Below are 24342 nucleotides of genomic sequence, written 5' to 3' on the forward strand. Positions count from 1 at the left end.
GGCGGATGAACGGCGCTCTCAGCCTGCATTCAGCCTCAATTGGATACCTTGGATCATCAACCAGGGATGAACACGATGCTGCTGCGCCGCTTTACTATTTTCAGCCTTTTTCTCATGGGGCTCGCCATTCTCACTGGCGGCGTTATCCATGAGGTCCGCAACGCCGGCGCGCAGAAGCCGGTGATCGATCTTTCGCAGCGGAGCAGGATGGATTTTCAATGATCGCCAAAACGACGATCGCCAGAGCATCGATGTCTGCCGCCATCCTGCTGCGTATGGTTTTCTTCGTCATCGTGCTCATCGGCCCGATAGGAGCTTTCGCCGCGCTTCATGCAAACAGCGATCCGGACAATCATCGCGCGGGTCTCGTCCTTTTCGTCAGCCTTGAGCGCGCGGGATAATCCCTCCCAAATCCGCCAATTTTGCCTATTATAAAGGACTATGGAAAACCGAATCGTCAAACCGCATCACACCGGCATTCAAACGCCGCCTCATCAGGAACCCGAGCAATTCACCGATGCCCGCGCGGCGGTGGACGCGCTGCGCGCGCTTTATGAGCGCAACACCGCGTTCCTGCGCGATGCGTTCGACAGGCTGGCCGAGGGCGATGTCAAGGCGGAGCGCTACCGCGCTTATTATCCCGAGTTGCGCTTTTCGACATCGAGCTTCGCCCATGTCGACACGCGCCTGGCCTTTGGCCATGTCTCGACCCCCGGTGTCTATTCGACAACGATCACCCGTCCCGACCTGTTCGATAATTATCTGCACGAGCAGATCAGGCTTCTGATCCGCAATCACGGTGTGCCCATAACGGTGCAGGAATCGCTGGTTCCAATCCCCATCCATTTCGCCTTCCTTGAAGGAACGCATATCAAGGCGTCGGTCGCGGATGCCTTTTCCCGGCCCCTGCGCGATATCTTCGACGTACCTGACCTGGCGGCGACCGATGACCGCATCGTCAATGGCGATGCGGAACTGGCGCCCGGCGAAGCCATGCCGCTCTCGCCGTTCACCGGCCAGCGGGTGGATTATTCTCTGCACCGACTGGCGCACTACACGGCGACAAGCCCCGCGCATTTCCAGAACTTCGTTCTCTTTACCAACTATCAGTTCTATATCGATGAGTTCTGCGCTTATGCGCGCAACCTGATGGCGGAAGGTGGCGGTGGATACGAGAAATTCATCGAGCCCGGCAATCTCGTCACCCTCTCGGGCGATCACGCGCCGTCCATCGGCCTGCCATTGCACCGCCTGCCGCAGATGCCGGCCTATCATCTGGTGCGTCCGGATAAATCGGGCATCACGATGGTCAATATCGGCATCGGCCCCTCCAACGCCAAGACGATCACGGACCATATCGCCGTGCTGCGGCCGCATGCCTGGCTGATGCTCGGCCATTGCGCCGGGCTGCGAAACACGCAGGAATTGGGCGATTATGTTCTGGCACATGCCTATGTGCGCGAGGATCATGTGCTCGACGATGATTTGCCAATCTGGGTGCCGGTGCCGGCGCTGGCGGAAGTGCAGGTGGCGCTGGAAGAGGCGGTGGAGGAAATCACCGGGCTCGAAGGCTATGATCTCAAGCGGATCATGCGTACCGGAACGGTCGCCACCATCGACAACCGCAATTGGGAACTGCGCGACCAGCGCGGCCCGGTGCAGCGCCTGTCGCAATCGCGCGCCGTGGCACTCGACATGGAATCGGCGACCATCGCCGCCAACGGCTTCCGCTTCCGCGTTCCCTACGGCACGCTGCTATGCGTTTCCGACAAGCCGCTGCATGGTGAACTGAAATTGCCCGGCATGGCGACCGAGTTCTACAAGCGCCAGGTCGCGCAACATTTGCGCATCGGCATCCGCGCGCTGGAAAAGCTGAGAGCCATGCCGCCGGAACGGCTGCACTCGCGCAAGCTGAGGAGTTTTTTCGAGACGGCGTTTCAGTAGATTGATACAGTTCGAGGTTGCGCTTCATCTCACCCCCCTCTGTCCTGCCGGACATCTCCCCCTCAAGGGGGGAGATTAGCTGATGCAACGTTCCGCATTCTTTCTGGCAATGCTTGCGATTGATGCCGACATTGCTGAAAGTGTAATCTCCTTGAGGGGGAGATGTCCGGCAGGACAGAGGGGGGTGGGAACATAGAGCACTTTCCGCGCCAGCCATCACCAAACCGCAATCATTTCTAACCACGTAACATGACCGACAGAAACACCGCCTCTCTCTTCGCCTTTCTGCTCTTGGGTGCCGCGCTCCTCCTTTCGGTGCCTCTGGTGCTGGGCTTCCTCGGTCGCCTGCACCCGGCGCTCGATTCCTTTGCCCATTTCCGCGCGCATATCGCTGTAATCATGGCTCTTCTGGCCCTGCCGCTGTTCTTCACCGCCCTTTGGCGCGAGGCGGCGATGGTTCTGGTCTTGAGCGTTACAGCTTTCGCGACGACGCTGGGCGTGACGCAAGGATTTCTGTCCGGCGCGAGCGCCGCACGGGCGGCAGAAAAAGGCGAGGCGCTCTACAGCCTCTTGCAGCTCAACCTGCGTTATAACAATCGCGAGCCGGCGGAGGTGCTGCGGCTGATTGGGCGCGAAAGGCCTGATATCATCACCCTTGAGGAAGCATCGCCACAATGGGAGCCCACGCTGAAACTGCTGGAGGCGGGCTATCCCTACCGTCAATATTGCCGCAATGGCACCAATGCCTGGAGCGTCGGCATCCTCTCGCGCCGCCCCTTCGCGGAAGATGGCCAGTCAGGCTGCGTCGGCGATGGGAGCATGGCCTTCGCGCGCTTCGATCTCGGCGGTGCACCCGTTACGGTCGTGGCATTGCATCTGGGATGGCCATGGCCGTTCGATCAGCCGCAAGACATCGCCCTTATATTCCCGCATCTGGCGCAAATGGAGGGCCCATTATTGATCGCGGGTGATTTCAACGCCGTGCCATGGAGCAACGCGGTGCGCCGGATCGAAACCGCCTCCGGTACACATCGGGCATCAGGCATCGGGCCAACCTATGCGCCATTTGCGCTGCCCGCCGGGCTCAGACCCTATATCGGGCTGCCGATCGACCAGATTTTGACAAGCCCCGCCGTGCGTATTGCGAAGATCGCCACGCTTCGCGCCGTCGGTTCCGATCATCTGCCAGTCAGGCTTGATTTCGCGATATCGCAGCCGGCGCGTGAAAACGCGGAAGAAGCTCAGATTGTGATGAACTGATAATATACTGGAACATGATCCCGCAAATCGCGGATTTTTCGGATAAAGCCCGGCGTCAAAATACATTCCATAATGTAAGATAAGTTTATTCATGGTTCCGCCGTGCTCATTAGAGCATGGTCCCGAAAAGTTGCAGACTTCCAGGTAAGATCATGCGGCTAAAACAAAGATTTAGAGCGGAATGCCCGATTAAACTTAATTGCATACCGCTCTAAAGTCGTGAACCGAAATTTTACCTTGAATATTTACAGTAGTTGATGGAGAAAACTGGAGGGTGCATTGTCTCAGCGCCCCGACTCAAGGAGAATTGAGAAATGCTTATCCGATCCATCGCAAGTCTAGCCGGTGCTGCCGTTCTCATGGGAGCGGCCACCCTCGCCATTTCATCACCGGCCAATGCGCTGTCGATGAAGGAATGCAGTGTAAAGTACAAATCTGCCAAGGATGCGGGAACACTGGGCGGCATGAAGTGGAACGACTTCCGCAAGACCCAGTGCGCATCGGATGATGACGCCGCTGCATCGGGCGCTGCCACGGGTACTCCTGGCGTTTCAGCGTCGGAAGCCGCTGCAGCCGCCGCTGCCGCCGGCGCCGCTGCCGTCGCCAAGGATGAGGCCACTGCCGCAGCCGCCAACGGCGCCAAAGGGCTGAGCCGCAAGGAGTGCAGCGCGAAATATGAGGCGGCCAAGGATGCCAATATGCTGGGTGGCATGAAGTGGCGCGAGTTCCGCACGGCCGAATGCGGCCCCGGCGCCGATGCCGCTGCGGTCAGTGGTCAAGCCTTCCGGGAGCCGGCAGCGCCCGCTCCCTCCGTCGTCGCGCCGGCTGGTGTGAGCTTCCCGGCGGGCATCGATCCGAAATTTGCCAATGAAAAGCCGGCCAAGGCGCGGATGCACACCTGCCTCGAAATGTATTACGCCAACAAGCAGGCCAACGCGCTTGGCGGCCTGAAATGGATCCAGAAGGGTGGCGGTTTCTACAGCCTCTGCAATGCAAGGCTCAAGCAAACATCGTAAGCTTCCCGGTAAAGCGCAAAAATTATTGAAAGATAGCGGGGCGCCAATGGCGCCCCGACTGCATTGTGAAGCCTGCTATTTCTGCTCGAATCGCTTGTCGAGCTTCGTAAGCTGGCTGCTGAAACCCTCTGCCGACATTTTCGTCCAATGCGGATCGCGGTGGGGATGAAGGGTGACGACCATGCGTGCGTTGTCGCCCGAAGCGTGGAAATCGACCTCGATCGTGCTCTCATAAGGCTCGGTGCCGGCGATGAAGTCGATCATATGCTTGAGCGTCAGCCGCGCGTGCGGCTCGAACGCGTCGAACCATCCGCGCGTGTTGTGAGAGACCGGCTGGCCCATATCCTTCATCGCGGCGATCATCTCAGGCGTATCCGCGATCATGTCATATTCCAGCGCGCCGCCCGTATGCGCCTCGAGCGCGTGAACCTCGACGCGAAAGCCTTCAGGCCCCCACCATGATTCAAAGCCGGCCTTCGTCGTCCACAATTCCCACAAATCTTCGACACGCGCGCGATATGTGCGCTCAATGATTACCTTCGCCTGCGGCGTATCGGTTGCGGCGGATGTGCTCACTTCATTCATCAGTATGTTCCTTTTCGGTTGAATCATTTTGCTTGCGTCGTTCCTCGAGCGCGGCGCCGAAGCGGTCGAGGCGGTCTTCCCATAGTCGCCGGTAGCCGGCGAGCCATGTTTCGAATTCGCGAAAGGGCTCCGGACGAAGCGCGTAGAGCCGGGTTTGCCCGTTGGGTCTCACCGAGACAAAGCCCGTCTCGTGCAGAATCCGCAGGTGGCGGGAGACGCCTGACTGGTGAATTCCAACCTGCCGGACGATGTCATTCACCTGCCGCTCACCATCCCGCAGCGCCTCGACAATGCGGCGGCGAGTGGGGTCGGCAAGCGTTTCGAATAAGTCGATATGCATAGTCATACATATACATAATCATGCATATTTAAAGCCGTCAAGTGCTCTTTTCCGGCAGCCCTGTTTAATGAATTTCTATGAAGTCTCGCGTTTTTCCAGGCCAATCGCGGCAATGATGAGCCATCCGAGAATCATCAGCGTTCCGCCAGTGGGCGCGGCATAAGGGAAGAGCCGGCCACCTGTCATGTCGCGCATCAGCAAATCGCCGGTGAACAGCGCGAGGCCCAGAAGCGTGGCCCATCCGCCAAGCCGCGCCGTCATCCTGCCTGCGCCCAGCAGAGCGAGCGCCAAGAGAGCAGGGGCGTGCGCAAGCAGCAGCGGCGCGATGAGGCCAAGATTGGCACTGCCGCCATGAGCGGAAGCCGCATAGGCGATCATTGCCGCCGCGCCGCTCAAGCCACCGGCGATGATGAATGGACGATAGGGGTGCATCGCTTCCGTATCCCGCGCTTAGATGATTATCTGCGGGGTGATTTATAGCGGAAAATGGCTGCGACATCATGATATGTTTAAGTGACGGCGCCCTACGGCGCCCCCCTCGGTCCTGCCGGCAGGACAAGGGGGGGGGGCGCCGTAGGGCATCAGTCCCTACCGCACCTCCAGCACCTTCACGCAGGAATCCAGATCATTCGTCGCCAGATGCGCGTAGCGCATGGTCATCTGCAATGTCTGGTGCCCAAGCCACATCTGGACGCGCCGAATATCGATCCCGCCGCGCACCAGGCGCGAGGCGCAGGTATGGCGCAGGATGTGCGGCACCACCTGATCGTCCTTGCCGAGGCCAACCTCCATCTTCGCCTCGTTCCAGATGGCGCGATAGCGCACCTGGTTGAGCATCGAAAATGGGCCTTTCAGTCCTTGATGGGGAATGTCCAGCGCCTTGCGCACCCGCCGCGTCAACGGCACGGTGCGGCTGCGGTTGGATTTTGTCAGCCAGAAGGTGACGCGCTGGTCCTGGATGTCGTTCCAGGTAAGGCCGATCGCCTCGCCGAGGCGGCACCCCGTATCGACAAGAAACATCGAAAGACGGTAGCTCTCCTCGCAGCGGCTCCTGATGGCTGCGAAAAGACGCAGTTCCTCGTCCTGTTCGAGAAAACGGATTCGTCCCGCTCGCTCTTTCTGGCGAATGAACTCCGGCAGATTGAAGATATCTCCCATCTTGTACGCCTTTCGCAGCAGTTTGCTCAGCGCCGCCATCTTCCGATTGATGGTTGCATTGCTATTGCCGCGTTCACGAAGCGTACCGACGACCCGGTCAAGCATTTCCTGGCTGAAGCCATTGAATTGCTCGCCCTTCAATATCTCATCGATCTCACCGAGGAAGGATTTCACATTGTACTTGTGGGAACCATCGTCCCAAAGAATGTTTATATACCGTCCTGTAAGTTCAGCGAGAGAATGCTGATTGACCAGTCTGTGATTAATACTTTGGGAGGAGGTGTAGTTTATATTATAGCCAATAATAGGCGTATAGACTTCACCGCTTCCAATGGCGCTGTTTTTCATAACACCCATTATTGCCTCCCCAAATACAAAGTATTGAAGGAAGCATTAACGAATGTATTAACGAAAAACAAGTCGAGTTTACTTAACTTGTGTATTGGCATCATCCATCATCCCACTACCAACGAAGATTCCCGCCTCTCGTTGGTGCTTCCCCCAATATTGTAAAGTGTAAGTTCTCTGGTTATCTCCTCACAGTCTTGTTTCAACATCCGCTCACTTGCGTGAACGTGGCTTAGAATTAAGAAGCGCCGGCAGAGTATTGCCGCCGCTTCTTGTTGTCCCGTTTTAGAATGACCGTTGGAAGCGGAGTATGCCGCCCCAGACATCGTCGTCTATGCCATCGGGAATCTCGACGGTGTCTCTCACGTAAAGAACTTCCGGCGTGATCACGAGGCCGGGGACCAGCTCGTAGGCGACGTTGGCGGCAACGGCCATTTGCTTGGCCTGGTCATAGGAGACCTGGGCGTTGAAGCTTGTCTGCTTGTTGAACTGATAGGTGCCGCCAACCCAGCCGATCCAGTCGCCGGCCCATGAAGCGTAGAAATTATCCTGGTAGTAGTCATAGCCGCCCTGGGACTGCCAGCCGCCCATCACGAAGAGGGAGAACTCGTCGGTGACGTTGAGGTCCGCTCTAGCCTTGATCGCATATTCTTCCATGTTGGCGTCATAGCCGCCGACAACACCGATGGAGCCCCAGCCTTGCGCCCACTTGGCGCCGACCACGACATGCGGCGTATAGCTGTCGATAGTCCACCACTCGTTACCTTGTTCGAGCGAGATGATGGCCGAGATGCCGCTTCCGGCGGTGAAGGTGTAGCTGATGAGCGTGGTGTCGTAGCCTTCCGGCTCTATCTTGTCATCGTTGATGACGTTGCCGGCATAGCCGAGGAAGGTGCGGAACGCGGTTTCGTCCTTGCCGATGCGCAGTCCGCCCAATTCGATATAGGCGAAGTTCAGCGTCACGTCGTCATTCTGGGCCCAGGCGCCAAAGCCCTTGTCGCGCTGATCATCCATTTGGAGAATCTGGGTTGTGTTGTTGTTCGTGTCCCACTGGAAACGGGTTTCAGTATAGGTGCGCAGCGTGCCGAGCTCGGTTTCCGAGGCGGTGTGCGTGCGCAGCGCGAAGCGCATTCGCTTGTTCCAGGTGTCGTGATAGTCGAGATCGTCACCCGTTGGCGGAACTCCGGTCGCAAGGGTGCCACGATAATCCCGGCGATCCAGCGCGGTCATCCCAAGGGCATCCCCGACGCTGATGTCGTAGCGCAGATAGCCGGAGATGCGAAAGCAGGTCTCTGTCCCCGGAATATAGAGATAGCCGGCGCCATACGCGTCGCAAACCCGGACAAATTCAACGGGTTCCGCTTCGGCGGCGGCCACAACGGCATCGGCGCCCTGAGCGCCGGACGCTGCGGTGAGTGCCGCAGCGGAGCCGATGAGAAGGCTCTTGATGTTCATTTTCTGACCTCCAGTCAAGAGTCGGAGGCGGATGGAAAAGATAAATGAAATCAGATAGTTAGTTAATTCGCGTGAAGGGCAGTGAAAAATCGCGTGCGGGAAGAAGGGAATTCCGGGCGCTTATGTATCGCTCGTATAAGTAGGCAGAATTATTAAAATACAACTATTGCATGTCTTGTCGTGGGTCCTCTGGTTAGCGCCTTGGCTTTATGCGGCGGTTATCGCTGGCTCGATGTGGCCGTCATCCTCGGGCTTGTCCCGAGGATCTGCGAACCTATCAGGCCGGGCGCGATGGTTATGCTGCTGCCTGCGCATTGAACCTCAACGCACCCTAAGGCGGTCTTCATAAATAATTTGAACACATCACTCGCAAATCTCTTGAATTGCTGAAATTTACCGGCTATCTCGCCTTTGCTGGAGAGGTGGCCGAGTGGCCGAAGGCGCTCCCTTGCTAAGGGAGTAGACCTCAAAAGGGTCTCGTGGGTTCGAATCCCACCCTCTCTGCCATTCCCTTGAAGCCGCAATTTTACCACTGCACGAAAATCAGCGCGATGTTGGCTTGCCAGGTGATTTTCCTGTTTTGGTTCCTCTATCTGATAATGATGCGCTCTATAGCGCAGTACCAGGGCCCCTCCGCAGCGATGCTCCCCCACCCTTGCCGATTCCACCCGATTCCCTCTTTTGTGGGATAAACCGGGCGCGTTTTTCAGCATCAAACCCACCGACTCCACCGCTCACATATTATCAACATCTAACGCACAAGCCGAGTCTGAGGCGATTTCGTGTCATTTGTGCAACAGAGGGAGGGCATAGCGGAGTGCAAAACCCGGTAGAATGTGATTGGGTGTTGAAACACGAAACCCTGCGAGTATGGTCACTCGGGAAGAAGGAGCGCTTCGGGGCGACTTTTTCGGGGGATGGGGACAGGTTGTCCTTCAGCCAAATCAGAATGCCCAGACCCATTTTTAACTTTGACTGGAGGTCAGAAAATGAACATCAAGAGCCTTCTCATCGGCTCCGCTGCGGCACTCACCGCAGTTTCCGGCGCTCAGGCTGCCGACGCCGTCGTCGCCGCCGAGCCGGAACCCGTTGAATACGTTCGCGTTTGCGATGCTTACGGCGCTGGTTACTTCTACATCCCCGGCACCGAAACCTGCCTGCGCATTTCGGGCTACGTCCGCGTTGACGTTGGTGCCGGCGATCTTCTCGGCGCACAGGGCAGGAACTATCGCCTCGGCGATGGCAGCATTGACGAAGGTGACGACACCTACAACATTCGCAGCCGCTTCACGCTGCGTACGCACACTGCTTCCGAGACCGAACTGGGCACGCTGCGCACCTACACCGAGACGCGCTTCCAGTACGACACGAACAATGGCGACAAGAACTATTACTACACGCCTGATAGCCCGGTGAAGGTGCCCGGCGCGTTCGCTCAGGGCGATGACGTCTCGATCAACTTCGCCTACATCGAACTGGGCGGTCTGCGCATCGGTAAAGACGAATCCGCGTTCCGTACCTTCCTCGGCTACGCCGGCAACGTCATGAACGACGATACGCTGGAAGGCGACAACTACGACACCAACCTCATCAGCTACACCTTCACAGCAGGCAATGGCCTTTCGGCCATCGTCTCGCTTGAGCAGGGTAGCGAGAACGACACGATCAACGATTATGTTCCGCATATCGTTGGCGGTCTGAAGTATGCTCAGGGTTGGGGTTCGGTCGGCGTTGCCGTCGGCTATGACTCCATCATTGAGGAATTCGCCGTTAAAGCCCGTGTTGATGTCAATGTCTCGGATGCCTTCTCTGTCTTCGTGATGGGTGCCTGGCAGTCTGAGGGCGACCTCTCGCGTTACTCGGAGAACAACTACGCTTCTTGGGCTGGTGACTGGATCGGCTGGGTTGGCGCAAGCTACAAGCTGAACGACAAGGCGACCTTCAACGCCCAGGTTTCGTATGACGAAGCCGAGGAACTCGCTGTTGCCGCCAACGTTGCTTACAAGCTCGTTCCCGGCTTCACGATTACCCCGGAAGTTCTCTATGTGAAGAGCTCGGAAGAATTGTCCGGCACCGACGACGACGCCTGGGGTGGCATGATCCGCTTCCAGCGCTCGTTCTAATCCATCCGGATTGGTTCAAAAGAAACCCGGCAGCTCACGCTGCCGGGTTTTTTGCTGTTCTATGGGGTTAGTTCCGCCACCCTTCGCTTGCTCTGCCGAAATCGCGAAGATCGAGGAGAGGGCAAACAGCGGACTTATTAACTCAAACGAAAAAACCCGGCAGCCAGAGCTGCCGGGTTTCATTAAGTCAAATCCAGATTGGATTAGAACGAGCGCTGGAAGCGGATCATGCCGCCCCAAGCATCGTCGTCGTTGCCGCTGAGATCGTCGGAGTTCTTGTAGTAAGCAACTTCCGGGGTGATCGTGAAGCCCGGAACGAGCTTGTAAGCAACGTTGGCGGATGCACCGAGCGCCTCGGACTCGTCATACGAAACCTGGGCGTTGAAGGTCGCCTTGTCGTTCAGCTTGTAGCTTGCGCCGACCCAGCCGATCCAATCGCCGCCCCAAGTGCCGTAGTAGTTTTCGCGGTAGTTTGCGATATCACCTTCGGACTGATAGGCGCCCATCACGAAGACGGAGAAGGCGTCATTGACGTTGAGGTCAACGCGAGCCTTGGCAGCCCACTCTTCAACGTTGGCGTCATAAGCAGCGACGGCAGCAATCGAACCCCAGCCCTGAGCGTACTTCAGACCGCCGACAACGTGCGGCAGGTAGCTGTCGATCGTGTGCTCGTCATCACCCTGTTCGAGCGACAGGATGGCCGAGAAGCCATTCTTGCCCGTGAAGGTGTAGCTGATGAGCATCGTGTCGTAACCAGCACCATCGAGCTGATCGTCGAGAATGACGTTACCGGCATAACCGACGAACGTACGGAATGCAGTTTCGTCCTTACCGATGCGCAGACCGCCCAGTTCGACGTAGGCGAAGTTCAGCGACGCGTCATCGAAGCCAGCCTCGGTACGCTCGGACGTGGCAATGGTGTTGCCGTCGCCATCGACGATATTGTAGTCGACGCTGTTCGAATCATACTGGAAACGGGTCTCGGTATAGGTGCGCAACGTGCCGAGTTCGGTCTCGGAGGCGGTGTGCGTGCGCAGCGTGAAGCGGGTGCGCAGGTTCCAGGTGTCGTTCTCATTGAGCTCGCCTTCGGCGAGGTCCTTCACGTCGAAGGAGCGCTTGCCGAGAAGATCGCCGGCGCCGGCGTCAAAACGGACATAGCCCGAAATGCGCAGGCAGGTTTCGGTGCCGGGGATGTAGAAGTAACCAGCGCCGTAAGCATCGCAAACGCGAACGTATTCAACGGGTTCCGGCTCGGCGGCGACGACGGCGTCGGCAGCCTGAGCGCCGGAAACTGCGGTGAGTGCCGCAGCGGAGCCGATGAGAAGGCTCTTGATGTTCATTTTCTGACCTCCAGTCGCATGGATTTGCGATGAGCCGAAGGTCTCGAAGGCGTTATCTCCCTTGCCAAGGGCGCAGGAGAGGAGCCTTTGGAAATATTAATAATTATGAATTCTCGCTTCTTGAAAGAGAAATCGCTATCAGTAGAGCCACATTTAAATATAGAGTTTTAGTCAGGAGTATTTTTTAGCTTCTATCAACAGTATTATATGTAAATTATTCACATCTAAGCTTGATCTAAATTTCATTATCGGCGAGAGTTCGATTCTCCTGCTTCGCAGTACTGGCGGAGTGCGTTTTCGTATCGTGCGTATAAATCCGCGTTCTTACGCAAAGAGGAGAGGATAGCTATGCACAGTTGGGTTTGGCCCGGCGTGGCCACAACGACAGTCTTGACGGCGCTTGCTGCATGGTTCGGTACAGCGCCGGTCGAACATGATCTGGTATCGCGCGCTTCCGCCGCGCTCATAGGAAACAATCAACGCTGGGCAACGGTCGATGCCGATGGTCGCGATCTGTCCTTGCGTGGCACGGCGCCGGACGAGCCGGCCCAGGTCGCCGCTGCTCAGGTTGCGGCGGCGATCCCGGGCGTTCGCAGCGTGAGCAATCTCTCGGTGCTGCCGCCGGTCGCGGAGCCGTTCGCATTCCGCGCTATAAAGTCGAGCCACGGATTGACCCTTTCCGGCGATGTACCTCCGGGATCTGTCCGCGCTGATATCGTGAGTGTCGTCGAGCGGTTCATGCCGGGCGTCCGTATTACCGACGATCTGTCGGTCGCGCGCGGTGCGCCGGATGGCTTTCCCGCGCTCGTCGGCTTCGCGCTTGCTCAGCTGGCGGATATGAAAGAAGGCGAGGTATCCGTTAGCGGCCTTGATTATACGATCCGCGGCGCGGCCGCCGGGCAGGACGCTTACGAAAGGCTGACAGCCGCTGTCGCGGGCAAGTTGCCGGGTGAGGGCAGGCTTGCCTCGGCGCGGATCGTTCCGCCGGCCAACTGATCGGCGTCGGAAAGTATAGCTAAATAATATGCAAAATAATTCACAGTTTCTTTTTCTGTGTTATTTTGCTTAAGCGAATCATGAGGGATAAAAATGATGTATCTGATAAGTACATTTTGGCCTGTTCTGCTCGTGGCTTTTTTTATTGGGCTTTATGTCGGTATAAGTCATTCGGTAAGAAATGCCGTGTATTAGTATGTATCATGCAATATACCTTGGATGGCCAGGCTTTTACCAAAGTATGTTTGCGCGAATTCCTTGTATTTCGTGAATTCGCCGGTTTGCTTGGATCAAGTAAACCACATGCGTAACGAGTATCATGCGTAATCGAGGTGTGTGTTCCTTGCGCGGCGGACCTGACCGCGCCGACGAACATATGCATGTCTGTTCCCGGGGGTGTGCCGGGAATGGTTGAGACAATTCATCTGTGCCGAATATGGCCTTCCGCCTGAAGGAGAAGTCCGCATGTTGTTGCTCATCATTCAATTGGCCATACTGATCGCTGTCGCATTTGTGCTCGGTTGCCTCATCGCGTCGATGTATCGCCGTTTCAATGCTTCCGCTGGAACGCGCACCGCGGCGTCTGCCTTGGCGCTTCCCTATGCGCCCAGAGCCGGCGCGGCTGCCAGAGCGGCAAAATATGCTGCGCCTCCCGTGGCCGCTTCGCAGAAATCGGGAGCGAGATCGAGGGCAACGGCCAAGACTCCCGCCGGGGCTTCGGCAAGTGTTGCGTCGGCAAAGGTCACGCCACTGCGCGCTCCCGCCGGCAGGTCGATGGCCGACGCGGCCAAATCTGCCGCAGCGAAGGCGAGCGCCGCCGTTGCTTCCGTCGGCGCATCGGTGATTCCAATGTCCAAGTCCCCCGCATCGTCATCCTCGGTCCCCTCGTCCGCGGCCAGACCCGCTGCAAAGGGCCGGGCGGCTGCGTTATCCACGTCGATGGCAACTCGAACTGTTGCTTCACCCGCCACTGTGGCTGCATCCGCCCCAAGATTGTTGAAAGCGCCCCGCGGCGGCAAGCGCGACAATTTGACCTTGATCGACGGGGTAGGCGATAAGTTGGAAAGGGATTTAAACGGCTTGGGTATCTACCATTATGATCAGATTGCCGCTTGGACCCCTGCGGAAATCGCCTGGGTCAACAGGAAGATCGGCTTCCCCGGTCGCGTTGAGCGGGAAAACTGGACCGGAAAAGCGGCTATGCTGAAGAGCGGCGCCCGCACCGATTTCACCCGGCGCGTGGAAGCCGGTAAGGTTTCGACCAGCCACAGAACACAGGGCGGCGCGACATCGGTAGGCCAAGGTCGGGGATCTGTCGCACCTTCGTCGAGGCAATCTTCTTCCCCGGCCAAGCCCCAAGCCACATCGGCCTCCGCCGTCAGGCCTTTGACCGCCGCCGCCAAAACCGTGACCGGCGCGGCCAAGGCAGTGGGAGCCACGAATGCGGCGCCAGCCGTAAAGGCCGCTGCGTCCGCGGTGACGGGCGCGGTGGTAAAGGCTGAGACAGCGGCGAGAAAAACCGAAACGGCCGTGAAATCGACAATTACCAAAGCGGTGAGCAAGTCTACGGGAAAAAACCCGACAAGGAAGCCTAGAGCATGATCCCGAAAAGTTGCAGACTTCCAGGTAAGGTCATGCGGCTAAAACAAAGATTTAGAGCGGGATGCCCGCTCTAGGGCATGATCCCCTGCTGAAAACGGTTGCGGGACAGCGTCCTCCTCTGTCCTGCCGGAAATCTTCCCTCGTAAGGGGAAGATTACGTTTTCATAGATGTTCGGCAACAATATCCAACATGAATGAACCTGTGAGAGAATATATCAGCTGATCTCTCCCCGCGCGGCGGAGATGTCCGGGAAGACAGAGGGGCGCGCTGCCCCTTTTTTGCTGCAGGCGCCAAGGACATCTTGCGAATAACAAAAAGCAGTGATTTTTCTCACCGCTCACCGCTCACCGCTCACCGCTCACCGCTCACCGCTCACCGCTCACCGCTCACCCGTCCTGCGATCAAATCCCCCTCGATATCCATCTTGCCATAAAGCCGAGCCTTGTAGACCTCGTAATTCTCCATCACCCGCTGCACATAATTGCGCGTTTCGGTGTAGGGGATGCGCTCAATCCAGTCGACGATCTCATCGATCCGCTTGCCGCGGGGGTCGCCATATTTGGCGATCCATTCATCGGCGCGACGGGGTCCGGCATTATAGCCCGCGAAGGTGAGAATATAGGAGCCGTCGAAACGGTCTATCTGCTCGCCAAGGAAATGTGCGCCGAGCGTGGCGTTATAGGCCGCGTCGGTCGTCAGGCGAGGCTTGGAAAAGCTCATCCCGGCGCGCTGCGCCACTTCCTTGGCGGTTGCCGGCAGCAGTTGCAGGAGACCTCGCGCGCCGGCGCTCGAAACGGCTCCAACATTGAATTCGCTTTCCTGCCGGGCTATGGCATAGGCCAGCGCCTTGCCGGAGCCCGAAATATTCGCGCTTTCAGGGATAGCGCCGATGGGATGCGAAAGCGCCCCGACATCAAGCCCGCGCTGCGCCGCCGCCTTGCCGACCCGAAGAGCCACATAATGCTTGTTGTTGCGCTCCGCCATGTCAGCCAAAAGCGCCAGTTCGCCTGTGCTGTCCAGATCCTCCGCCAGGTCGCGATAGAGCATTTCCGCCCGCGTACCATAGCTGATCGCCTCCAGCCGGCGAATCGCCCGCACCGCCTCGCGGGCTTCGAAGCGCGTCCGGTCGGCCTCCGTTGGCTTGGGATGGGGCAGTTCCAGCCGTGTCTGCCCGAGCTTTGCGGCAGCGAGCTGGCCGTAAAACGTCGTACCATAATGCGCAGCTTGCGCGTAATGCGCCTTGGCGTCACCCTCTGCGCCCGCTTCCGCAGCGCGACCCATCCAGTAGTGCGCGCGTGAGGCGGACATGGGGCGCGAGGAAATCGCAGCGATACGCGCGAAATGCTTCATCGCCGTTTTCGAGTCCTTCAGCGATCTCAGCGCATACCAGCCGGCATGAAATTCCGCTTCCGCGGCAAAAACCGGGGTTTCGGCTGTATGCGCCGCGGCAAGCCGATAGGCTATGTCAGGCTTGCCCAAATCCAGCAACTCACGCGAAAGAATGCGCCGCTCCACCCACCATGCATCCGGGTCCACCAGCGTGTGCGTGTCGCGCGGCGCTTTCAGCATCAGCTCCGCCGCCTGGGCGTACTGCTTCTTGCTTCGCAGATGTTTTATTCTGGCGAAGATGTAGATCGGATCCGCGCGCCATGCGCCCTCGACGGCGTCAAGTTTCTTGACCACGTCGGGCGACTTGCGCCCGATGGCCGCAAACGCCTCGTAAAGCGATTGCGCGTTGGCGAGTTTCGCAACGCGCCCCGCCGATTGGATGCGGTTGTCATAAAGCATCCGCACCATGCGGCGCTGGTGGTCCTCCCGTGAAAGGATGTGGCCAAATTCACGCAGGATGATTTGCTCATCCCCAGAATCCAGCTTCTCCTCGCGCCAGGTAGGGGCGAGAACTTGCCGTGCCCGCGTGGTATTCCCCTTTGCCAGATGGGCGCGGGCGAGAAGGATCATCCCCTCGGTCGTCTTCGGACTGGTGTTTCCGAAAGCCGATATCACGGCCTCCGCCGACGGATTTTCCTTGACCAGCGCATATTCGAAATTGCGGCGCAGCGCCGCGGTGCCGGGCCAGCCGGGAAGCTCCGCCGTCGCCGCCGCAATGTCCGCGCTGGTGAGATCGTCAGCGCCCGATAGGCCTATCGCCCATGTCAATATGTGACGGTCGAGCGATTGGGATGGCATGGTATTGCGGATCGCCAGCGCCGTTGCGGCGTCCTTGTTGTAGAGCGCGTCGAGCCCGGTTTTCAGGCTGTCCCCTGCAACACTGGGCCGCTTCGGCTGAACGACGGCGGATGTGGTGAGGTAATCCGGCTTCATCAGCCCTGGGTCCGCGTCCGCCACCGTCATTCCCGCGGTCAGAACGGAGCCGGCAAGAAGAGCGTTGCGCCAGATATTTCGTTGTGAAACTGCTGCGGGCATGAACATCGGTCGCCTTGTTTGGACCCACGACAGGACGCATGTTATCGGCGCCCGGTGAAGAGAGTATTAACCAAAAATTAGCGCATGATCCCGAAAAGTTGCAGACTTCCAGGTAAGATCATGCGGCTTGAAAGCCATGTTGAACGTCTGTCAAATGCGCTTGCCCCAGCCCTGTGGCAAGACTATGGTGCAGCGCTTTACGGCAGGCTTCCTGCTTGCCTGTTTCTCGGCCTAAATTTCTGGGAGTTCAATACCGATGCTGAAGGGGTCCATTCCGGCACTTGTCACGCCATTTGACAATAATGGCGGCTTTGACGAGAAAGCCTTTCGCGCATTGGTGAATTGGCAGATCGAGGAAGGCTCGCACGGGCTGGTGCCGGTTGGCACCACGGGTGAGTCGCCGACGCTCACCCATGCAGAGCACAAGCGTGTCGTCGAGGTCTGCGTCGAGGAGGCGAGGGGCCGTGTTCCGGTCATCGCAGGGGCGGGTTCCAACAACACGCGCGAGGCAATCGAGCTTGCCCAGCATGCCGAAAAGGCCGGCGCGGATGCCGTACTGGTGGTTACGCCTTATTACAACAAGCCGAACCAGCGCGGGCTATACGCGCATTATTCGCAAATCGCCAAGGCGCTGTCGCTGCCGGTGATTATCTACAACATTCCCGGCCGTTCGATTGTCGATATGACGCCTGAAACGATGGCGCTGCTGGCTCGCGACCATAAGAATATCGTCGGCGTCAAGGACGCGACCGGCAAGATCGAGCGCGTTTCCGAGCAGCGCATGACTTGCGGCAATGACTTTATCCAGCTTTCCGGTGAGGATGCGACGGCCCTGGGCTTCAATGCCCATGGCGGATTGGGCTGTATTTCGGTTACGGCCAATGTCGCGCCGCGCCTTTGCGCTGAGTTTCAGGAAGCCTGCCTCGCAGGTGATTTCGCCAAGGCCCTGACCATTCAGGATCGCCTGATGCCGTTACACAAGGCGCTCTTCATTGAGCCCAATCCGGGCGGTGCGAAATATGCCTTGGCGCGCCTGGGCAAGATCGAGAACACGCTGCGTTCGCCGTTGGTGCCGATCGAGGCCGAGACCGCTGCGCGTATCGATCTGGCGTTGAAGCATGCGGGGCTGGTGAATTAAGGGAATAAGGGAGTAGGGGAGTAGGTGGTGTCTCCACCGGTTCCACTTTTTTCCTATTCCCTTATTCCCCTACTCCCCTATTCCCTTTACAAAACCGTCATGAACAAACCAAAGAATGCTCCGGCGCGCAAGATCATCGCGGATAATCGCAAGGCGCGCTACAATTTCGAAATCCTCGATACGCTTGAGGCGGGCCTCGTGCTGCAAGGCACGGAGGTTAAATCGTTGCGCTCCAATCAAGCCAACATCGCCGAAAGCTATGCGAGCTTCGAGAATGGCGAGTTCTGGCTGATCAATTCCTATATACCGGAATATACGCAAGGCAACCGCTTCAACCACGACCCGCGCCGGCTGCGCAAGCTGCTGGTCAGCCGCCGTGAGATGGCGCGACTTGCCAATTCGGTGGATCGCGAGGGCATGACGGTGGTGCCGCTCAAGCTCTATTTCAATGATCGCGGCCGCGCCAAGCTGGAGATCGCGGTAGCGCGCGGCAAGAAGCTGCACGACAAGCGCGAAACCGAGAAGAAGCGCGACTGGAACCGGGAGAAATCGCGGCTGCTGCGCGATAAGGGATGATTTTCCCGCATCTTGAATTTTGGCGGTATTGCTTATACATTACCGGAGTGGCCCCAGGAGCGCGAACTCCTGGAGCCGGTTTTACTGCTATCCTACGAAAATGATCCGGACGGTAACTGTCCAGCCCGTCCGGGTTTTTCGTATCTGCAGTGTGATCGTGATGGGCGGTATAGGATACCACATCATTTCTCACCTCCGTAGTTCGAGAGCGAGGCACTCGCCTGTGCCGATGTTGCCCATCTCCATCGGTGCGCTGGCTGGTCCCAACGCATTCTGCTTTCTCTCTCGAATACATTTTTGTATCAGAGATTTTATCAGAAGCTAGAGAACGGGAAGTGGCGTCAAAAATAATGCGCGCATCACCCTAGAAACTCCCGCACCGCCCTGAATACGTCACGGAACATCTCTTCCGTAAGCACACCGGTGTTGGTGTTATAACGCGAGCAGTGATAGCTCGAAAAAACCCGGATACCGTCGACGATACTCATCCGTCCATGGCCGAAAGGATGCTTTGAAACCGGTTGTCCGAGCGCGCGGATGGTGGATTGATGCGCGATGGTGCCGAGCGTGACGATTGCGCGCAAGTGGGGAAAGCGGCGGATGGCGGGTACCAGGAACTGCCGGCAATGATTGATCTCAGTGGCGGTCGGCTTGTTTTCCGGCGGTACGCAGCGCACCGCGTTGACGATGGCAGTCCCCTCTAGTTTCAGACTATCGTCCGGTCGCGCCTCGAATTTTCCCCGCGCGAAGCCGAAATCGCCCAATGTGCGATAGAGAAGATCGCCGGCATAATCGCCGGTGAAGGGGCGTCCCGTGCGGTTCGCCCCGCGCAGTCCCGGCGCGAGACCAACGATCAATAGTTCGACGGTCTCGTCACTGCCGACAGGCAGGAAGGGCGGCACAGGCGCATTGTGCCAGCCCGGCTCCTTTTCCCGCCATTCGGCAAGAAAGGCATGGAGCCGAGGGCAGATCGCGCAATCGGGCGATGGCTCGCAAATCATGGCTCTTAATGGCCCGGCTGGAGCCGGCTATCAATAATCGCCGTCTTCTTCTTCCACCTCGACCCGGCGCGCCGGGCGTTCGGAGGGATCACGCCCGATCTCGGCCTTGAGCGAGGCAAGATCGATGAAATGGTCGGCCTGGCGGCGCAGATCGTCGGAGATCATCGGCGGCTGAGTCACCAGCGTCGAGACAACGCTGACCTTGCGGCCCTTGCGCTGCAGTGCCTCCGCCAGCGAGCGGAAGTCGCCATCGCCGGAGAAGATGACGAAATGATCGACAGTGTCCGTCAACTGCATGGCATCGACGGTCAATTCGATATCCATGTTGCCCTTGACCTTGCGGCGCCCTGTCGAGTCGGTGAACTCCTTGGCTGCCTTCGTGACGACTCGATAGCCATTGTAGTCGAGCCAGTCGATCAGCGGACGAATCGAGGAGTATTCCTGATCCTCCACCAACGCCGTATAATAGTAGGCGCGAAGCAGGTAACCGCGCTTCTGAAAGGCCTTGAGCAGCTTGCGGTAGTCGATATCGAAGCCAAGGGTCTTTGAAGCGGCGTAGAGATTGGCACCGTCAATAAAGAGCGCGATCTTCTCGCGGGAATCAAACATGCCTCAAAAATCCATTCTTGCGGTCCGCTTGAGATGTCGGTGCGGTCCGGCTGAAAATATGGGTGGGTGGAAGGCTGATGGCGTTTAACCAGGCCATTTTTTTCTTGTACGATGCCGGAAAACAAAATCCAAGCAATTGCAGGTTGCTTGCAATGCAATCAAGGCGCGAATATGGCGTTAGGCGGAAATGATGCCAGGCTTCATTCCGCTTGTTTTTTGCCGGCGCAAGCGCTATGTGCGAGAGAATTCCGTTGAATGACTTAAAAAAATGAAAGGGGCAGCAATGGCCCGCGTCACTGTAGAGGATTGCGTCGACAAGGTTGAAAACCGGTTCGAGCTGGTACTGCTGGCAAGCCATCGCGCGCGCCAGATTTCCCAGGGCGCGCATATCACCATCGATCGTGACAACGACAAGAACCCCGTCGTGGCACTGCGTGAAATCGCGGATGAGACGCTGTCGCCGGGCGATCTGAAGGAAGATCTGATTCACTCGCTGCAGAAGCATGTGGAAGTGGACGAGCCGGAACCCGCCGCCGTGCCGCAGCTGACCGGCAAAGTCGAGGATATTGAAGTCCAGATAGCCGAGGCGGGCGAAGACGATATCGTCTCCTTCGACAGCATGTCGGAAGAGGAGCTCCTCGCCGGTATCGAGGGTCTGGTCGCTCCGGAAAAGAACGACGATTATTGATCGGAAATTGGTACGCTTTTTGCGCTTAGGTGCTGAATTATAAGAGCGTATTTACTTCTCTGGTGCCAATTTCGACATGCGCTGCGGCCCAAAGCTGCGGCGCATGTTTGTGTAAGAAGTATGTGTGTGTAAAAGAGAGGCCAGTCGATGATGCGCCAGTACGAGCTTGTGGAACGCGTCCAGCGTTACAAGCCGGACGTCAACGAGGCGCTCCTCAACAAGGCCTATGTTTATGCCATGCAGAAGCATGGCAGCCAGAAGCGGGCCTCCGGCGATCCCTATTTCTCTCATCCCCTCGAAGTCGCTGCCATCCTCACCGACATGCATCTCGACGAGGCGACGATTGCCATAGCGCTTCTGCATGACACCATCGAGGATACGACCGCGACGCGGCAGGAAATAGACCAGCTCTTCGGCCCCGATATCGGCAAGCTGGTGGAAGGGCTGACCAAGCTTAAAAAGCTGGACCTCGTTTCCCGGAAGGCGGTGCAGGCGGAAAACCTGCGCAAGCTCCTGCTCGCGATCTCCGAGGATGTGCGGGTGCTGTTGGTCAAGCTCGCCGACCGGCTCCACAACATGCGAACGCTGGGTGTCATGCGCGAGGACAAGCGCCTGCGCATTGCCGAGGAGACGATGGATATCTATGCGCCGCTCGCCGGCCGCATGGGCATGCAGGACATGCGCGAGGAGCTGGAGGAACTGGCGTTCCGCTATATTAATCCCGAAGCCTGGAAGGCCATCACCGACCGTCTCGCCGAGCTTCTGGAGAAGAACCGCGGCGTTTTACAGAAGATCGAGCGCGATCTCTCCGACCTTTTCAACAAGAAAGGGATCAAGACCACCGTCAAGAGCCGCCAGAAGCAGCCATGGTCGGTGTTCCGCAAGATGGAGACCAAGGCGCTTTCCTTCGAGCAATTGTCGGATATTTTCGGCTTCCGCGTCATCGTCGATACGCTGGAGGATTGCTATCAGGCGCTGGGCATCATTCATACCACCTGGTCGATGGTACCCGGGCGGTTCAAGGACTATGTCTCGACGCCGAAGCAGAACGATTACCGTTCCATCCACACCACCATCATCGGCCCGTCGCGCCAGCGTGTCGAGTTGCAGATCCGTACCCGAGAGATGGACGAAATCGCCGAATATGGCGTGGCTGCTCATTCCATCTACAAGGATCGCGGCAGCGCGGAAAATCCGCATGTCATCTCGACGGAGACCAATGCCTATGCCTGGCTCCGCCAGACCATCGAGGCGCTGGCCGAAGGTGACAATCCGGAAGAGTTTCTGGAGCACACCAAGCTTGAGCTTTTTCAGGATCAGGTGTTCTGCTTCACGCCCAAGGGGCGGCTGATCGCGCTGCCGCGTGGCGCGACGCCCATCGATTTCGCCTATGCGGTGCATACCGATGTCGGCGATAGCTGCGTCGGCGCCAAGATCAACGGTCGCATCATGCCGCTGATGACGGAGATGCAGAATGGCGACGAGGTGGAGATCATCCGCTCCAAGGCGCAGGTTCCGCCTGCCGCCTGGGAATCGGTCGTCGTCACCGGCAAGGCCCGCGCCGCCATCCGCCGCGCCACCCGTTCCGCCGTGCGCAAGCAATATTCCGGCTTGGGTATGCGCATTCTGGAGCGTGCCTTCGAGCGCGCCGGCAAGACCTTCTCCAAGGATGGCCTCAAGCCCGGCCTGCCGCGTCTGGCGCGCAAGGATGTGGAGGATGTGCTGGCCGCCGTCGGGCGCGGGGAATTGCCCTCCACCGATGTGGTGAAAGCCGTCCACCCCGATTATCAGGATAACCGCGCCACGATGCACGGCCCTGCCAATCGGGGTGAGAAGGGCTGGTTCAATATCCAGAACGCCGCCGGCATGATCTTCAAGGTGCCGGAAGGCAATGAAGTAGGCAATGAGGCGGAAGCAGGCGGCGAGGCGGTCGCCATGACATCCACAAAGGGCGCGAAGGCCGTGAATGGCGGCAAGCGTGCCCTGCCGATCCGGGGAACGAGCGGCGACCTGCCCGTGCGCTTCTCACCGGAAGGCGCGGTACCGGGAGACCGCATCGTCGGCATCCTGCAGCCGGGCGCGGGCATCACGATCTATCCGATCCAGTCACCGGCGCTCACCGCCTATGACGACCAGCCTGAGCGCTGGATCGACGTGCGCTGGGATATCGACGAGCAGATGAAGGAGCGCTTCCCCGCGCGCATCAGCGTTACTGCGATCAATTCGCCTGGTTCCCTGTCCGAAATCGCGCAGGTAACGGCCAATAACGATGCCAACATTCACAATCTGTCGATGGTGCGCACGGCGCCCGATTTCACCGAGATGATCATGGACATCGAAGTCTGGGATTTGAAGCACCTCAACCGCATCATCTCGCAATTAAAGGAAAGCGCCTGCGTCAGCGACGTGCGGCGGGTGAATGGATAGGGCGGTTTCATTGATGGAAGCGCTAGATATGTTCTGAGCCGCTGTCGTGATTGGAAGGTTGAGGCATGGATTCCTGTGACAAGCACAGGAATGACGGAAATTTGGCTCTTGGCGGGGAATCGTCTAGGCGAAAAGCGCTCCACCTCGTCATTCCTGTGCTTGTCACAGGAATCCATGCCTCTACGCTGCCAAAGTTACGACGGGAGAAATTAACTAGCCAAAAAGGAAGGCGCCATATGAACACTAAGGACGTATTAGCCGTTTTCCGCGAGGCGGGAGCCATTCTGGAAGGCCATTTCATCTTGACGTCCGGCTTGCGCAGTCCTGTCTTTCTACAAAAGGCGCGCGTCTTCATGCATGCCGACAAGACCGAGAAGCTCTGCAAGGCGCTGGCCGAAAAGATCGGCGAAGCGGGGCTGGGCCGGATCGATTATGTCGTCGGCCCGGCAATCGGCGGGCTCATTCCCGCCTATGAGACGTCGCGTCACTTAAGCGCGCCCGCGATCTGGGTCGAGCGCGAGAACGGCGTCTTCCGTCTGCGCCGTTTCGAAATCCCGGAAGGCGCGCGCGTGGTGATTGTCGAAGATATCGTCACCACCGGCCTGTCGATCCGCGAGACCATCGATTGCCTGAAGGACTTGAAGGCGGAAGTGCTCGCCGCCGCCTGCATCGTCGACCGCTCCGCCGGCAAGGCCGATGTCGGCACAAGACTGATCGCCCTCGCCGAATATGAGGTTCCCGCCTACGCGCCCGACAATCTGCCGCCCGAACTGGCGGCGATTCCAGCGGTGAAGCCGGGAAGCCGGAATATTTAAAACAATAGAAACGCTGGCGGGACAGCGCCCCCCTCTGTCCTGCCGGACATCTCCTCCGCGAGGGGGGAGATTGGCTGATACGGCTTTCGCCCCCCTATTCTGCGACATTTGCGATTGGTGCCGCACGTCTATGAAGGCATAATCTCCCCCCTCGCGGGGGAGATGGCCGGCAGGACAGAGGGGGGCGCCTAGCGATTCCATCAAAACAGGAACGGCTTTAAATTACCGCACCGACGATCCCATAAACGCGCGGGGCGTATGCCCCGTCATTCCTTTGAAAAAGGCGATAAAGGCGCTGTCACTGGCGAAGCCGAGATCAAAGGCGATCGATGTGATGCTCCTGTGTCCGGCGAGCAATTCCACCGCCTTGAGCAATCGCCATTGCTGCCGCCACTGTTGATAGCTCATGCCGGTTTCACGGCGGCGTCGCTGCGGTGCCGGTGGCGGCCACATCCCATTGGAGGGCGAAAATAGCCAGCCGGGTGGCGGTGTAGGG

The 24342-nt window shown here is 58.2% G+C and carries 24 protein-coding genes and 1 tRNA gene; 13 read left to right on the plus strand and 12 right to left on the minus strand.

The genetic code is table 11. The features are described 5' to 3' along the window. The first annotated feature begins 66 nt into the window (after window positions 1–66). The 5 genes from C7477_RS18960 to C7477_RS07775 all read left to right on the plus strand — a co-directional run bounded on the left by C7477_RS18960 (window position 67) and on the right by C7477_RS07775 (window position 4220). Window positions 67–222 carry a hypothetical protein gene (locus C7477_RS18960; protein WP_181418376.1) on the plus strand — a complete coding sequence of 52 codons (156 nt, stop codon included), beginning with the start codon at window positions 67–69 and terminating at the stop codon, window positions 220–222. Then, window positions 219–401: a hypothetical protein gene (locus tag C7477_RS07755; protein ID WP_110750775.1), complete on the plus strand. Its 183-nt coding sequence runs from the start codon at window positions 219–221 to the stop codon at window positions 399–401. The genes C7477_RS18960 and C7477_RS07755 overlap by 4 nt, the downstream gene beginning before the upstream one ends. A 40-nt stretch (window positions 402–441) precedes the next feature. Further along, the gene (locus tag C7477_RS07760) at window positions 442–1944 is read left to right on the plus strand and encodes an AMP nucleosidase (RefSeq protein ID WP_110750777.1); all 1503 of its coding nucleotides are present in this window, start codon (window positions 442–444) and stop codon (window positions 1942–1944) included. Between the two features lie 249 nt (window positions 1945–2193). Continuing rightward, window positions 2194–3204, plus strand: coding sequence for an endonuclease/exonuclease/phosphatase family protein (locus C7477_RS07770; protein WP_110750779.1), 1011 nt, complete (start codon window positions 2194–2196; stop codon window positions 3202–3204). 314 nt (window positions 3205–3518) lie between these two features. Next, window positions 3519–4220, plus strand: a complete 702-nt coding sequence (locus C7477_RS07775) for an antifreeze protein (protein WP_110750781.1) — start codon at window positions 3519–3521, stop codon at window positions 4218–4220. Window positions 4221–4295: 75 nt separating this feature from the next. Here C7477_RS07775 and C7477_RS07780 read toward each other — a convergent pair whose 3' ends face one another. From C7477_RS07780 to C7477_RS07800, 5 genes are all read right to left on the minus strand, one after another. Then, window positions 4296–4805 carry an SRPBCC family protein gene (locus C7477_RS07780; protein ID WP_110750783.1) on the minus strand — a complete coding sequence of 170 codons (510 nt, stop codon included), beginning with the start codon at window positions 4803–4805 and terminating at the stop codon, window positions 4296–4298. After that, window positions 4798–5151 carry an ArsR/SmtB family transcription factor gene (locus tag C7477_RS07785; protein ID WP_245411763.1) on the minus strand — a complete coding sequence of 118 codons (354 nt, stop codon included), beginning with the start codon at window positions 5149–5151 and terminating at the stop codon, window positions 4798–4800. Before C7477_RS07785 ends, C7477_RS07780 begins: the two co-directional genes overlap by 8 nt. Window positions 5152–5220: 69 nt before the next feature. Further along, entirely contained in the window at window positions 5221–5577 is a 357-nt protein-coding gene (locus C7477_RS07790; protein WP_110750788.1) for a DUF423 domain-containing protein, read from the minus strand. Window positions 5578–5733: 156 nt separating this feature from the next. Continuing rightward, window positions 5734–6660, minus strand: coding sequence for a tyrosine-type recombinase/integrase (locus C7477_RS07795; RefSeq protein WP_110750790.1), 927 nt, complete (start codon window positions 6658–6660; stop codon window positions 5734–5736). 276 nt (window positions 6661–6936) lie between these two features. After that, window positions 6937–8106: a porin gene (locus tag C7477_RS07800; protein ID WP_110750792.1), complete on the minus strand. Its 1170-nt coding sequence runs from the start codon at window positions 8104–8106 to the stop codon at window positions 6937–6939. Window positions 8107–8522: 416 nt separating this feature from the next. On the opposite strand from C7477_RS07800, the gene C7477_RS07805 reads away from it, so the two are divergent. After that, a tRNA-Ser gene (locus C7477_RS07805) sits at window positions 8523–8613 on the plus strand. A 482-nt stretch (window positions 8614–9095) separates the two neighbouring features. Continuing rightward, entirely contained in the window at window positions 9096–10229 is a 1134-nt protein-coding gene (locus C7477_RS07810) for a porin (RefSeq protein ID WP_110750794.1), read from the plus strand. 203 nt (window positions 10230–10432) lie between these two features. On the opposite strand, the gene C7477_RS07815 is transcribed toward C7477_RS07810, so the two are convergent. After that, window positions 10433–11569, minus strand: a complete 1137-nt coding sequence (locus tag C7477_RS07815; protein ID WP_110750796.1) for a porin — start codon at window positions 11567–11569, stop codon at window positions 10433–10435. Between the two features lie 348 nt (window positions 11570–11917). Here C7477_RS07815 and C7477_RS07820 point away from each other — a divergent pair, with 348 nt between their 5' ends. Next, complete coding sequence (locus C7477_RS07820; RefSeq protein WP_110750798.1) at window positions 11918–12565, plus strand: BON domain-containing protein; 648 nt, start codon at window positions 11918–11920, stop codon at window positions 12563–12565. Between the two features lie 599 nt (window positions 12566–13164). On the opposite strand, the gene C7477_RS07825 is transcribed toward C7477_RS07820, so the two are convergent. The 3 genes from C7477_RS07825 to C7477_RS07840 form a co-directional block, all read right to left on the minus strand. Next, window positions 13165–13536: a hypothetical protein gene (locus C7477_RS07825; RefSeq protein WP_146226076.1), complete on the minus strand. Its 372-nt coding sequence runs from the start codon at window positions 13534–13536 to the stop codon at window positions 13165–13167. 129 nt (window positions 13537–13665) lie between these two features. After that, on the minus strand, window positions 13666–14127 hold the full coding sequence (locus tag C7477_RS07830; protein ID WP_110750802.1) for a hypothetical protein: 462 nt from the start codon (window positions 14125–14127) through the stop codon (window positions 13666–13668). 413 nt (window positions 14128–14540) lie between these two features. Beyond that, window positions 14541–16520, minus strand: coding sequence for a lytic transglycosylase domain-containing protein (locus C7477_RS07840; RefSeq protein ID WP_245411770.1), 1980 nt, complete (start codon window positions 16518–16520; stop codon window positions 14541–14543). A gap of 328 nt (window positions 16521–16848) precedes the next feature. On the opposite strand from C7477_RS07840, the gene dapA reads away from it, so the two are divergent. Both dapA and smpB read left to right on the plus strand, forming a co-directional pair. After that, window positions 16849–17730 (plus strand): 4-hydroxy-tetrahydrodipicolinate synthase, encoded by an 882-nt coding sequence (dapA, locus tag C7477_RS07845; protein ID WP_110750806.1) that lies wholly within the window; start codon window positions 16849–16851, stop codon window positions 17728–17730. Between the two features lie 99 nt (window positions 17731–17829). Then, window positions 17830–18306, plus strand: a complete 477-nt coding sequence (smpB, locus tag C7477_RS07850) for an SsrA-binding protein SmpB (RefSeq protein WP_110750808.1) — start codon at window positions 17830–17832, stop codon at window positions 18304–18306. 359 nt (window positions 18307–18665) lie between these two features. On the opposite strand, the gene C7477_RS07855 is transcribed toward smpB, so the two are convergent. Next, window positions 18666–19307: a uracil-DNA glycosylase gene (locus tag C7477_RS07855; protein ID WP_110750810.1), complete on the minus strand. Its 642-nt coding sequence runs from the start codon at window positions 19305–19307 to the stop codon at window positions 18666–18668. Between the two features lie 30 nt (window positions 19308–19337). Continuing rightward, window positions 19338–19916 (minus strand): LabA-like NYN domain-containing protein, encoded by a 579-nt coding sequence (locus tag C7477_RS07860; RefSeq protein ID WP_110750813.1) that lies wholly within the window; start codon window positions 19914–19916, stop codon window positions 19338–19340. Between the two features lie 283 nt (window positions 19917–20199). Between C7477_RS07860 and rpoZ the strand changes: the two genes are divergently transcribed. From rpoZ to pyrE, 3 genes are all read left to right on the plus strand, one after another. Then, window positions 20200–20604 carry a DNA-directed RNA polymerase subunit omega gene (gene rpoZ / locus C7477_RS07865; protein ID WP_110750815.1) on the plus strand — a complete coding sequence of 135 codons (405 nt, stop codon included), beginning with the start codon at window positions 20200–20202 and terminating at the stop codon, window positions 20602–20604. A gap of 147 nt (window positions 20605–20751) precedes the next feature. Beyond that, entirely contained in the window at window positions 20752–23031 is a 2280-nt protein-coding gene (locus C7477_RS07870) for a RelA/SpoT family protein (RefSeq protein ID WP_110750825.1), read from the plus strand. 236 nt (window positions 23032–23267) lie between these two features. Beyond that, entirely contained in the window at window positions 23268–23846 is a 579-nt protein-coding gene (pyrE, locus tag C7477_RS07875) for an orotate phosphoribosyltransferase (RefSeq protein WP_110750827.1), read from the plus strand. 222 nt (window positions 23847–24068) lie between these two features. On the opposite strand, the gene C7477_RS07880 is transcribed toward pyrE, so the two are convergent. Next, the gene (locus C7477_RS07880) at window positions 24069–24299 is read right to left on the minus strand and encodes a helix-turn-helix domain-containing protein (RefSeq protein ID WP_110750829.1); all 231 of its coding nucleotides are present in this window, start codon (window positions 24297–24299) and stop codon (window positions 24069–24071) included. Window positions 24300–24342: the final 43 nt, after the last annotated feature.

Source organism: Paramesorhizobium leguminum (assembly GCF_003217235.1).
Lineage (GTDB): Bacteria > Pseudomonadota > Alphaproteobacteria > Rhizobiales > Rhizobiaceae > Paramesorhizobium > Paramesorhizobium leguminum.